We start from the raw sequence: 12672 nt of genomic DNA on the forward strand, positions 1-12672 counted from the left end.
TCCCCAGCGGACCTGCCGGTCGAGGTCCCCGGACTTGTCGGGGCCCACACCTAAACTCCCAAATCAATGACAATCACGACTCCGGGAGGGGGTGCCAGACATGCGATTCCTGCATACGGCTGACTGGCAACTGGGCATGACCCGGCACTTTCTTGCCGGCGATGCTCAGCCCCGCTATTCGGCCGCTCGCCGTGATGCGGTGGCCGGGCTCGGTGCCCTGGCCGCCGAAGTGGGCGCCGAGTTCGTCGTGGTGGCCGGGGATGTGTTCGAGCACAACCAGCTCGCGCCGCAGGTCATCGGCCAGTCCCTGGAAGCCATGCGCGCCATCGGTATTCCGGTATACCTGTTGCCCGGTAACCATGACCCGCTTGACGCATCGTCGGTCTACACCGGTCCGCTGTTCACCTCGGAATGCCCCGAGAACGTCGTGATTCTCGATCGGGCCGGCGTTCACGAAGTCCGTCCCGGGTTGGAGATCGTCGCCGCGCCGTGGCGCTCGAAGGCGCCCACCACCGATCTGGTGGCCGCGGTACTCGAGGGCCTGCCCGCCAACGGTGCAACCCGGGTGCTCGTCGCCCATGGCGGCGTTGACGTGCTCGACCCTGACCGGGACAAGCCCTCGCTGATCCGGCTCGCGAACGTCGAAAAAGCGCTGTCGGACAGCGTGATTCACTATGTGGCGCTCGGCGATAAGCACTCGCGTACGCAGGTCGGCGGCAGTGGCCGGGTCTGGTACTCCGGCTCGCCCGAAGTCACCAACTATGACGACATCGAAGCCGACCCGGGTCACGTTCTGGTCGTCGACATCGACGAAAGTGACCCTGTTCGTCCGGTGACCGTCGATGCGCGCCATGTTGGCCGGTGGCGTTTTGTCACGCTGCAACGTCAGGTCGACACTCGTCGGTGCATCACCGATCTGGAACTGAACCTGGACCTGATGACCGACAAGGAACGTACGGTCGTGCGTTTGGCGCTGACGGGTTCGCTGAGTGTCACCGATCGCGCGGCGCTGGACGCCTGCTTGGACAGGTATTCGAGATTATTTGCCTGGCTGGAACTTTGGGAGCGCCACACCGACTTGGTGGTGGTGCCCGCCGACAGCGAATTCAGTGATCTCGGCATCGGCGGATTCGCGTCTGCGGCAGTCGACGAACTGGTTGCAACCGCACGCGGAGACGACGCGACGGCCGCGATCGATGCCCAGGCCGCCCTCGCTCTCCTGCTGCGCCTGACGGATCGGGGTGCGGCATGAAGCTGCACCGCTTGGTGTTGAAGAACTACCGCGGTGTCGCGGATCGGGAGATCGAATTCCCCGACCAGGGCGTGGTTGTGGTCTATGGCGCAAACGAGGTCGGCAAGTCGTCGATGATCGAAGCGTTGGACCTGCTGCTGGAATCCAAGGACCGATCGACGAAAAAGGAAGTCAAGCAGGTCAAACCGACCAACGCCGATGTCGGCTCCGAGGTTACCGCCGAGATCAGCAGTGGCTCTTATCGTTTCGTGTACCGCAAGCGTTTTCACAAAAAGCCCGAGACCGAGCTGACGGTGCTGGCGCCCCACCGCGAGCAACTCACCGGTGACGAAGCGCATGAGCGGGTCCGGGGGATGCTGGCCGAAACGGTCGACACCGAGTTGTGGCGCGCGCAGCGGGTGCTGCAGGCGAACTCGACCGCAGCCGTGGACCTGTCCGGCTGCGACGCGTTGTCCCGCGCTCTCGATCTTGCCGCCGAGCAGTCCGCCAGCGACGCCGCCCTGTGTGGCACCGAGCCCATGCTCATCGAGCGGATCGACGCCGAGTTTGCGCGCTACTTCACTCCTACCGGCCGTCCGACCGGCGAGTGGGCCGTCGCGAGCTTACGGTTGAAGGACGCCAAGATCGAACTGGCCGAATGCACACGAGCGATGTCCGAGGTCGACGACCGAGTGCGGCGCCACGCTGAGCTGACCGACCAGGTGGCCGAGCTGTCGAAGCTGCACAGCGCTGCCGGCCCTCGGCTGGCGGCGGCACAGGCTGCCGCCGAGCGCGTCGCCGCACTCGCCGGGGAGGTGCGGGAAGCCAAGCTGGTCGCCGCGGCGGCGGTCGCAACCAGCGCCGCCTCATCCGCCGCGCAGGCCGGCAGGTTGGCACTGATAGCTCAAATCGCGACGCGCACAGCAGCTGTCGTGGATGCCGAGAATCAGGCCCAGGAGGCATTGAGGCAGCAGGTCGCGGCGGCGGCCGACGCCCAGGATTGCGATGCCGCTGCCGAGCACGCCGCGGCGGTCCTCAAAGGGGCCCAGGACCGCGCCGAATTCGCGCGCGATGCCCTCGACCGGATTGCCGAGCGCGAGGAGGCCGACCGATTGAGCATCCGTCTGGCAAAGGTCGACGACATCGAGCGCTACCTCGTGCGCATTGGCAAGGAACTGTCCGGAATCACGCTGACTGAGGACCTGCTGCGTCGAATCGAAAAGTGCGAGACAACCGTCGAACGTGTCGGCGACCAGCTGGAAATGATCGCTGCCGTGGTGGAGTTCACCGCCGCGGCGGACATTGAATTAACGGTGGGAGCGGAGCGGGTCGCGTTGGCGGCCGGGCAAAGCTGGTCGCTGACCGCGACCGGTCCCACCGAGGTCGACGTCGCCGGGGTATTGACGGCCCGCGTCACCCCCGGTGCGACGGCTCTCGATGTTCGAGCCAAACATGTTGCGGCTCAAGCTGATCTGGCCGAAGCGTGCCAGGCTGGCGGGGTCGACGACAGCACCGCGGCACGAGCGATCGATCAGCGGCGACGCGAACTGCTCAGTAGCCGCGACCAACTGACGGCAACCCTGGCCGGATTGTGCGGCGATGAACAAGCGGACCAACTTCGCGCGAGACTGGCGGAGTTGCACGCCGCGCAACCGTCGGAGCTCGATTTGTTTGCGTCAGACACCGTCACGGCCCGCGCCGATCGCGACGCCGCACATGCGGCCTGTACGGCGGCGCAGGCCGATTGCGAGGCCAAGCGCCAACTTGCCGCCGTCGCGAATCGCAAACTCGCCGAAACAACCACCCGGGCAATGGTTTTGCACAACGACACCGTTACGCAGCGCGCCGACCTCGATGCGGCGGTAACCCGGCTGGCGGGGGATCGGGCATCGGTCCCCGACGAGGCCCTTGCCGCCTCGGCCGAGGCCGAGCAGCAAGTTGCACAGGCCGCCCAGCTTCTGCTGGCGGACCTGGACCGGGCGCTGGCAGCCGCAGCACCGCACGAAATAGCCGCTGAACTCGCCGAAGCGGGTAAAGCCGTGGAGGGGTTGCGTCAGCGTCACGACGATGCCGTTGCGGCAAAGCGAGAGATCAGTATCGAGCTCGCGGTACTGCGCAGCGAGGGCCGGAAAGGAAAGCTCGACGCCGCCGAGATCGAACTCGAGCACGCCACCAGCCAGCACGAGCGGGTCGGCAACCGTGCGAAGGCCGCCCACTTGCTGCGGTCGGTGATGGCGCGTCATCGCGACTCCACCCGGCTGCGGTACGTCGAGCCCTATCGCGCCGAATTGCAGCGGCTCGGCCGTCCGGTGTTCGGGCCCACCTTCGAGGTCGAAGTCGACAGCGGCCTGCAGATCCTCAGCCGCACCTTGGGCGGCACCACGGTGCCCTACGAGTCACTGTCGGGCGGGGCCAAGGAGCAACTGGGCATCCTTGCGAGGCTGGCCGGCGCCGCGATGGTCGCCAAGGAGGACACCGTGCCCGTCGTGGTCGACGACGCACTGGGCTTCACCGACCCGGACCGGTTGGTCAAAATGGGCGAGGTGTTCGACACCGTCGGCGAACACGGTCAGGTGATCGTGCTGACCTGCAGCCCCTCTAGGTACGACGGCGTCACGGGCGCGCATCGCATCGATCTCAACGCGTAGTGCTGCAGTTTCGGCAGGCATACACTCGGCAAATGGTTTGCTGTACCCGGTCGATGCCGGGGATGCACGATGGAAATTGAGTGCGACTACCTAGTGGTCGGTACCGGCTCCGCCGGTGCCGTCGTTATCAACCGACTCAGCGCCGACCCGGGCACTCAAGTGGTCGCGTTGGAGGCGGGTCCCGGCGACACCAATCGGTTCATCGGCATCCCGGCCGCCTTCTCCAAACTGTTCCGCACCGATGTTGACTGGGACTATCTGACCGAACCACAACCCGGCCTCGACGGACGCCAAATCTATTGGCCCCGGGGCAAGGTGCTCGGCGGATCCTCCTCGATGAACGCGATGATGTGGGTGCGTGGTTTTGGCGCCGACTACGACGAGTGGGGCAAGCTGGCCGACTCGCACTGGTCCGCCGCGGAAATACTCGAGTACTACCGTCGCATCGAAAATGTTACCGCTGCGTGGCATTTCGTCAGCGGCGACGACAGTGGCGTCACCGGTCCGCTACACATCTCCCGTCAGCGCAGCCCACGTGCCTTGACCGCGTCTTGGCTCAACGCGGCCCGTGAATGCGGATATCCAGTTGCGCAGCCGAATTCTCCGCTGCCAGAAGGTTTTTGCGAGACCCTCGTCACGCAGCGCCGCGGCGCACGGTACAGCGCCGCCGATGGCTATCTCAAGCCGGCGATGAGCCGCAACAACCTCACCCTGCTCACCGAGGCCACTGCCACCCGGATCCTCTTCGACGGCAACCGGGCGGTTGGCGTGGAGTACCAGCGGGCCGGCAAAACCCAAGTCGCCCACGCGCGTCGTGAGGTTGTCTTGTGCGGTGGCGCCATCAACAGTCCGCAACTGCTGATGCTTTCCGGCATCGGCGATCGTGATCACCTCGCCGGGCACGGCATCGAGATCGTCCAGCACGCACCGGAGGTGGGGCAGAATCTGATCGACCACCTGGTGACGCCGGTGGGCTTCGACGTCGACGACGACTCGTTGTTCACCGCCGAAAAGCCCAAGCAGTTGATCAGTTACCTGCTGCGGCGGCGCGGCATGCTCACCTCCAATGTCGGCGAAGCGTACGGATTCGTCCGCAGCAGAGCCGATCTCGAACTGCCCGACCTGGAGTTGATCTTCGCGCCGGCGCCGTTCTACGACGAGGCACTGATTCCTGCGGCCGGCCACGGGGTGGTCTTTGGACCGGTCCTGGTCGCGCCGGAAAGCCGGGGCCAGATCGTCCTGCAGTCCGCCGACCCGCATGACAAACCCATCATCGACCCGCGCTACCTGTCTGACCCCGGTGGTGTGGACCGTGCCGCCATGATGGCCGGGCTGCGGATCTGCGCCGAACTTGCCGAAGCTCCTTCGTTACGGGATGTGCTCGGGCCGGTGGTGCGTCCACGCAACTGCACCGGACTTGACGAGGCGACCCTGGAGTTGGCGCTCAACACCTGCTCGCACACGCTGTATCACCCGATGGGTACCTGTCGAATGGGCAGCGACGAGGCCAGCGTGGTCGACCCGCGGCTGCGGGTCCGTGGCGTCGAGGGGCTGCGCATCGCCGATGCTTCGGTCATGCCGAGCACCATTCGTGGACACACGCATGCCCCATCGGTGTTGATCGGCGAGAAGGCCGCCGACCTGATCCGCGGCTGAGCCAGACCGCGCTTCTTGCGACAATGCACCGCATGGTCGAACAGAGCATCTGGATGCAGAAGGTTGCGGCCGATCCCGGGCATTCGCACTGGTATATCGAACGTTTCCGTTCGATGGCGCGCGCCGGCGACGACATAGTCGGCGAGGCACGCTTGATCGATGCGATGGCGCCCCGCGGTGCCCGCATCCTTGATGCCGGATGCGGTCCGGGCCGATTGGGCGGTTATCTGGCTGCGGTCGGTCACCACGTGGTCGGTGTCGACGTCGACCCGGTGCTGATCGAGGCAGCCGAGCATGATTACCCCGGGCCACGCTGGCTCGTCGGCGACCTCGCCGAGCTCGACCTGCCCGAACGCGGAATCGCCGAACCCTTCGACATAATCGTGTCGGCCGGCAACGTCATGACGTTTCTTGCTCCGAGCACCCGCGTCCAGGTGCTGCGCCGACTAAGTGCCCACCTCGCCGGCGACGGCCGATTGGTGATCGGCTTCGGCGCCGGTCGCGACTACCCGTTCACCCAATTTCTTGACGACGCAGCAGATGCCGGGTTGGTCTCCGACTTGCTGCTGTCCACTTGGGATCTGCGACCGTTCACCGAGGACGCCGGCTTTCTCGTCGCAATCCTGCGAGTCAGCGCATAAAACCGATCGCGCCGTAATCCAGATCGGCCAGTCCCCGCGCGCCGAAATTGGCCAGGTCGCTGCGGACCGCGACGGTCCCCACCGACTGGATGAGCGGCAAGCTGAATCCCTCGGCCCACACCAGCTTGTCGACCTGGTTCGCCAGCTCACGGGCCTTACCGGGATCGAGTTCTCCGAGTGTCTGATCGATCGCCTCGTCGATCTGCGGGCTACCGATCTTGCCGAAGTTGCTGTCGCCGTCGGAGGCATAGATCTGGGTGAGCCCGGAAAGCGGGAACGCGTCGCCGACCCAGCCGAACAGCGCGATATCGAACGCGCCGACGTTTACGTAGTTGCTGAAAAATCCACTGCCGGAACGACCTTGAAGCTCCAACTTGACGCCGATCTCGGCGAGGCTGTGCTGAGCGACCTGGGTGAACACCTTGGCGTTCGGCGATTCGTAGAACAACAGTCGGACGACTAGTTGGTGACCGTCCTTTTCCCGGAATTCGCCGTTCAATTTCCAGCCCTGGGCGTCGAGATCGCGTTTCGCCTGTTCTGGGTCATACGGCAGGCTGTTGTCCTGGTAGCCCTTCTGTCCGGCTACGAAAACGTGATTGTCCAGTGGCACCGGATTGCCGGTGAGGCCGTTCAAAGCGACCTTGGCGATCGTGCGCCGATCGATTCCCTTGCAGACCGCCAGGCGTAAAGCGGGGTCGGCGAGGATCGATCCTTTCGCGCCGTTCATGGTGAAGTGAGTCCAACTCGGACCGGGAGCCCGCCGGATCGAGATGCCCCGGGTGTGCTCGGCGATGATGAGTTGGTCGAGTGAGCCGACTCCAGTCGCGTCGATCGTGTTGTTCTGCAGTGCAGGCAGCGCCGCCGCCGGATCCAGCACCAGGTTGGTGATGGTGTCCAACAGTGGTCGTTTGCCCCACCATCTGGGGTTGCGCGTCAACGTGATTCGCTGCTTTGCCCGGTCTAGGGCCGACACGATGAACGGACCGGCGGACAGTCCGGGGGCATTCAACCAGCCCGTGTTGAACGCCTCGGGGGTGGCGGTCACGGTGGCCGGCAACAGCATGCCGTTGCCGGCGAACATGCCGCGCCACTCGGCGTAGGGCTTGGCGAAGGTCATGATGGCCTGACGGTCGTCGACCCCACGGGTTACTGATGCCACTCGGTCGGAACCGTTGGGAGAGGCGATCTCAAAGCTCTTGTCCGCACCGCTGGTGGCGTGGATCTGACTGGCGATGTCCTGCCAGGTGATCGGAGAACCGTCGGACCAGACGGCCTTCGGATTGATCGTGTAAGTGATGACCTGCGGGTCGGTCCCGGTCAGCTCCACGCTGGTGAAGTAGTCGGTGTTGACCGTGGCCGAGCCGTCCGCGCTGATGATGAATGCGCTGGGCAGCGTCGGCTTGAGCAGGCTGGCGGTTTCGGAGCTGTTGCCGTCGATGTTCAAGATGTTGAAATTGGGCGGGAAATCGCTGAGCGCAAGCCGCAGGTTGCCGCCCTCGCGCAGGGTCGCGGGGTTCTGCGGGTTGATGTCGCTGCTGGTACCCACTGTCGCGTTGCCGGAGCCCGAGGGGTTGCTGGACGAGCATCCGCACAACACCAGCGCGGCGACGAGCAGCGTCGCGGCCACCCGAGGAATCAATCGGTTAGCCACGTCGGCCGTCCAAGCCCGGTTCCGGTTGCGGCACCGCGCCCAGCAGTCGCCGGGTGTACTCGTGTTGCGGATTGCCGAACACCTCCTCGCTCTCGCCCTGCTCGACCACGACGCCGCGATGCATCACCACCACCTGGTGAGCAAGATGCTTCACGACTGAAAGATCATGGGAGACAAATAGATACGACAGGCTCAGACGGTCCTGCAGATCCAGCAGCAGGTTGATGATCCCGGCCTGTATCGAGACATCCAGGGCGGACACCGGTTCGTCGAGCGCGAGGATCTTGGGCTCTAGTGCCAGTGCCCGCGCGATGCCGATGCGCTGCTTCTGCCCCCCGGAGAACTCCGCAGGATAGCGGCTTGCGTCGGTGCGGCGTAGTCCGACGGTGTTAAGCAGTTCGGCGACCCTGCCGTTGGTGTCGTTCTTGTCGAATCCGTTGGCCCGCAACGGTTCCGATAGCAGCTCGAAGACGGGCAGTCGCGGGTCCAGCGATGCGACCGGGTCTTGGAACACGACCTGGATATCGCGCCGCAACTCCCGTCGGCTCGCTTTGTTCAGGTTGGCGACGTCGGTTCCGAGCACCTCGATCGAACCGGATTGCGGCGCAGTGAGTTCCAGGATCTGGTGCAGTGTGGTCGACTTGCCCGAACCGGATTCGCCGACGATGCCCAACGTGCGACCTCGCTGAAGTTCGAAGCTGACGCCGTCGACCGCCCGGACTTCCCCCACAGTGCGACGGAACAACACGCCCTTTGTCAGCGGATACGTCTTGACCAGATCACGCACCCGCACGACGGGGGCCGGCTTGTCCAGGGCCACGGCGTCGACCTCGGTACTGACTCCGTAAATATCGGCCGCGCTGCGTCCGACAACCTGATCGGTACGAACGCAGGCGGCACGGTGCTCGGCGCCCACTTCCAGCAGTTCGGGCTCGGCAGTGCGGCATTCGTCGATGACCAACGGGCAGCGTGGCCCGAACGGACACCCCGGATCCAAGCCGGCCAGCGACGGCGGAGCGCCCGGTATGGGGACCAGCCGAGCGCCCTGCGGGGCGTCCAGTCTGGGCACCGAGCCCAATAGTCCTACGGTGTAGGGCATTTGGCGATCGCGGTAGAGGTCGCCGACCCGGGCCGATTCCACGATCCGGCCCGCGTACATCACCAGCGCCCGATCGGCGAACTCGGCGACGACACCGAGGTCGTGGGTGATGATCAGCACTCCGGCGCCGGTGACGTCGCGGGCTTTGCGCAGTACTTCCAGGATCTGGGCCTGTACGGTGACGTCGAGTGCGGTGGTCGGTTCGTCGCAGATCAACAGGTCGGGATCGTTCGCGATCGCGATCGCGATCACCACCCGTTGCCTTTCGCCGCCGGACAGCTCGTGCGGGAACGCGCGGACACGTTGCTGTGGTTGCGAGATACCCACCAGTTCAAGCAATTCCACGGCCCGGGCGCGCGCGGCCTTCTTGTTGACATCGGGCTGGTGCACCCGAATCGCCTCGGCGATCTGATCGCCCACCGTGTAGACCGGGGTGAGAGCGGACATCGGGTCCTGGAACACCATGCCGATCGACTTGCCGCGGAATTGTGACATCGGGCCGTCGTCAAGCCCCAGCAGCTCGGTGCCTTGCAACTGCACCGAGCCTGCCACCTTGGCGTACTCAGGCAGCAGGCCCACCACGGCCATCGCCGCCGCGGATTTGCCTGACCCCGATTCGCCCACCATGGCGACGACTTCGCCGGGATTGACCCGGTAGCTGATGCCGCGGACGGCGGACACCGGAGTGCTGTCGGTCGCAAAGTTCACCGACAGATCGGTTACCTCGAGCAGTGCGCTCATTCGCCACCACGCAGGTTTCTGGCGCTGGGGTCCAGGGCGTCGCGCAAACCGTCGCCGGTCAGGTTGGCGCACACCAGAATCAGCACCAACACCCCGGCCGGCACGAGGAAAACCCAGGGAAAGGTGGTCGCGGACTGGGTGCCGTCGGCGATCAGCGTCCCCAATGACACATCTGGCGGCTGGACGCCGAATCCGAGGAAGCTCAACCCGGTTTCGGCCAGAATGGCGAATCCGACATTCAGCGTCGCGTCGATGATCAGGATGGAGGCCACGTTAGGTACCACGTGCCCGGTGATGATCCGCCAGCTCGAGACGCCCATATACCTTGCCGCTCGGATGAATTCGCGCTCGCGCAGGCTGATCGTCATGCCGCGCACAATCCGTGAGCTGACCATCCAGCCGAAACCGGCCAGCAGCAGGACCAGCGCGATGATGCTGCCCGAGTTCTTGGTCCGCGGGGTGACGATGGCGATCAACAGGAAGCTGGGCACCACCAGCATCAAGTCGACGATCCACATCAGCACCGCGTTTCGTACTCCGCCGAAGTATCCCGCGATCGACCCCACGGTGGCCGCGATGCCGGTCGAGATCACCGCGACGCAAACACCGATCAGCATCGACTTCTGCATCCCGCGCAAGGTCTGGGCGAGCAGGTCCTGTCCCAGGGAGTTGGTCCCGAGCCAGTGCCGGGTGTTCGGCGGCTGCATCAGCGCGTCGAAGTCGAGGTCTTGGTAGGTATAGGGCAGCAGTGCCGGCAACGCGTAGCAGCCGACGAACAGCAGCACCAACAACGTCAGTGCCGCCACCGCGGACTTGTTGCGCAGGAATCGGCGCAGTACCAAGGTCCGACGGGACGCGAAATCGGCCGTGTCCTTCAGTTCGGTCACAGTCATGACATCCGCACCCTCGGGTCGAGCGCGGCGTAGAAGACGTCGGAGAGCAGGCCGGCCAGCAATACGACGACGGCCGAGAAGAGTGTGATCGCCGCCACGATATTGGTGTCCTGGGTGGAAATGCCTCGGATCACCCACTCGCCCATGCCGTGCCAGCCGAAGATCTTCTCGACGAACACCGCTCCCGCGACAAGTCCCGCCACGCTGTAGGCGAACAGCGTGGCCAGCGGTATCAACGCGGTGCGCAAGCCGTGCTTGAGCAGTGCGCGCCGACGGGTCAGCCCCTTGGCGCGGGCGGTCCGAATGAAATCCTGGCCGAGCACGTCGAGCATCGCGTTGCGCTGATAGCGGCTGTAGCCCGCCGCGGCACCCAGCACCAGCGTGAAGGTCGGCAGCACCAGGTGTTTCAACCGGTCGCCCAGAGCCGCCCAGGTCCCATCGGTCACGCCCGGCGATGTCTCCCCGGTGTAGTCGAACAGTTGATAGCCCAGCCCCCAGTTGATCCGCAGCGCCGCCATGATCAACAGGTTCGCGATCACAAATGTCGGTGTGCTCAGCACGAGCAACGCGAACGTGGTGACGACGCGGTCGCTCAGCCGGTACTGGCGAATCGCGCCCCACGCGCCGAGCGCGATGCCAAGCAAGGTGCCGATCACCGATCCAAGGACCAGCAATCGCAGGCTGACTCCGATGCGGCGCCACAGCTCGGTGGCCACCGGCTGGCCGGTGATGGTCTTGCCGAAGTCGCCCTGTACGGCGTGCGTAACCCAGTTCGCGTAGCGGACCGGAATGGGCCGATCCAAGCCGAGATCGTGGGCCTTGGCGTCGATAACGGACTGTGGTGGCCGTGGACTGCGTTGCATCAGACTTTCCAGCGGCGAGAAGGCAACCGAAGCCAGGCAATAGGTCAGGAACGACGCCAACGCCAGCAGCACGATGTAGTTGAGCAATCGGCGCAGGAGAAAACGAGTCATGCCCAATCACCGTGCCGCATTGGGACAGGGTAGCGCCTGCCCGGATTCCGATCCGGCTGATCCGCAGGGGTGTATTCCGGCTGGTCCGTTGTTAAAATCCAGCGCGTTGCCGAACCGTGCAGCAAATGAGATTCCGCTATAGCCAAGGAGACTTGCGTGACGGTTACCGACGACTACCTGGCCAACAATGCCAACTACGCGAGCGCCTTTCAGGGGCCGCTGCCGCTGCCGCCCAGCAAACAAATCGCAGTGCTGGCATGCATGGACGCGCGCATAGATGTCTATCGGGTGCTCGGCATCAACGAGGGGGAGTCGCACGTCATCCGCAACGCCGGTGGAGTGGTCACCGACGACGCGATCCGATCGCTGGCCATCAGCCAGCGTCTGCTGGGAACGCAAGAGATCATCCTGATTCACCACACCGACTGCGGGATGCTCACCTTCACCGATGACGACTTCAAGCGCGCGATTCAGGACGAGACCGGCGTAAAGCCGCCATGGTCGGCCGAGGCCTTCCCGGATCTGGCCGAGGACGTTCGGCAGTCGCTGCGCCGGATCGAGAACAGCCCATTCGTCACTAAGCACGTGTCGCTGCGGGGGTTCATCTTCGATGTTGCCACCGGCAAACTCGAAGAAGTCACAATCTGATCGCTCACCCGACCTTGTAGGTCGCCAGGGCCTTCGCCAGCAGCTTGCCCTGCGGGTCGACGATCTCGGCCTCGCAGTTCACCAACGAACGCCCGCGTCGTAGTGCGCGGCCCACCCCGATCACATCCGTGGCCCGCGCCGGCGCCATGAAGTCGATAGTCATCGACACTGTGACGCCGCGCAATTCCGGCGGTGCCGCGACGCCGCACCACGCGGCCGCCATCACGGCGAGGTCGGCGAGGGTGGCTATCGCCCCACCGTGCACCATGTCGCCGAGGGTGGTGTTGGACGGATCCCACGGCAGTCGCAGCCTGACCTCGTCCTCGCCGAGATGCTCGACGACGACGCCAAGCTTGATCACGAACGGTGATTGCGGGAGGAACGCGGCGATGACGTCGCGGCCGCTGGCCGGAGCGGCGGAAGTGTCGGTCATCGGTCCATGCTCGCGCTAGTCCGCCGCGCGCAACAGGGGTGAACCAGCGGGTGTCCT

At 64.9% G+C, this 12672-nt stretch carries 10 protein-coding genes; 5 read left to right on the top strand and 5 right to left on the bottom strand.

Annotated elements, in window-relative coordinates; genetic code table 11:
• The first annotated feature begins 100 nt into the window (after positions 1-100).
• The 4 genes from ACZY1I_RS29045 to ACZY1I_RS29060 all read left to right on the top strand — a co-directional run bounded on the left by ACZY1I_RS29045 (position 101) and on the right by ACZY1I_RS29060 (position 6176).
• Positions 101-1252 (top strand): metallophosphoesterase family protein, encoded by a 1152-nt coding sequence (locus tag ACZY1I_RS29045; protein ID WP_463760808.1) that lies wholly within the window; start codon positions 101-103, stop codon positions 1250-1252.
• Complete coding sequence (locus ACZY1I_RS29050; RefSeq protein WP_463760813.1) at positions 1249-3879, top strand: AAA family ATPase; 2631 nt, start codon at positions 1249-1251, stop codon at positions 3877-3879. Before ACZY1I_RS29045 ends, ACZY1I_RS29050 begins: the two co-directional genes overlap by 4 nt.
• Before the next feature lie 69 nt (positions 3880-3948).
• A complete protein-coding gene (locus tag ACZY1I_RS29055; protein WP_463760816.1) occupies positions 3949-5535 on the top strand; it encodes a GMC family oxidoreductase in 1587 nt (528 codons plus the stop codon).
• A 32-nt stretch (positions 5536-5567) separates the two neighbouring features.
• Positions 5568-6176, top strand: coding sequence for a class I SAM-dependent methyltransferase (locus ACZY1I_RS29060; protein WP_463760820.1), 609 nt, complete (start codon positions 5568-5570; stop codon positions 6174-6176).
• On the opposite strand, the gene ACZY1I_RS29065 is transcribed toward ACZY1I_RS29060, so the two are convergent.
• From ACZY1I_RS29065 to ACZY1I_RS29080, 4 genes are read right to left on the bottom strand one after another with little or no spacing between them, the layout of a single operon-like run.
• Positions 6166-7827, bottom strand: coding sequence for an ABC transporter family substrate-binding protein (locus ACZY1I_RS29065; RefSeq protein WP_463760825.1), 1662 nt, complete (start codon positions 7825-7827; stop codon positions 6166-6168). The two genes, ACZY1I_RS29060 and ACZY1I_RS29065, sit on opposite strands and share 11 nt — an antisense overlap.
• A complete protein-coding gene (locus ACZY1I_RS29070; protein ID WP_463760828.1) occupies positions 7820-9667 on the bottom strand; it encodes a dipeptide ABC transporter ATP-binding protein in 1848 nt (615 codons plus the stop codon). Before ACZY1I_RS29070 ends, ACZY1I_RS29065 begins: the two co-directional genes overlap by 8 nt.
• On the bottom strand, positions 9664-10560 hold the full coding sequence (locus ACZY1I_RS29075) for an ABC transporter permease (protein WP_463760830.1): 897 nt from the start codon (positions 10558-10560) through the stop codon (positions 9664-9666). Before ACZY1I_RS29075 ends, ACZY1I_RS29070 begins: the two co-directional genes overlap by 4 nt.
• The gene (locus ACZY1I_RS29080) at positions 10557-11534 is read right to left on the bottom strand and encodes an ABC transporter permease (RefSeq protein ID WP_463760832.1); all 978 of its coding nucleotides are present in this window, start codon (positions 11532-11534) and stop codon (positions 10557-10559) included. Before ACZY1I_RS29080 ends, ACZY1I_RS29075 begins: the two co-directional genes overlap by 4 nt.
• A 156-nt stretch (positions 11535-11690) precedes the next feature.
• Here ACZY1I_RS29080 and ACZY1I_RS29085 point away from each other — a divergent pair, with 156 nt between their 5' ends.
• On the top strand, positions 11691-12182 hold the full coding sequence (locus ACZY1I_RS29085) for a beta-class carbonic anhydrase (RefSeq protein WP_463760834.1): 492 nt from the start codon (positions 11691-11693) through the stop codon (positions 12180-12182).
• A gap of 4 nt (positions 12183-12186) precedes the next feature.
• On the opposite strand, the gene ACZY1I_RS29090 is transcribed toward ACZY1I_RS29085, so the two are convergent.
• Positions 12187-12615 (bottom strand): PaaI family thioesterase, encoded by a 429-nt coding sequence (locus ACZY1I_RS29090; protein WP_463760836.1) that lies wholly within the window; start codon positions 12613-12615, stop codon positions 12187-12189.
• Between the last annotated feature and the right edge of the window lie 57 nt (positions 12616-12672).

This window comes from Mycobacterium sp. IDUB_37 (assembly GCF_055419245.1).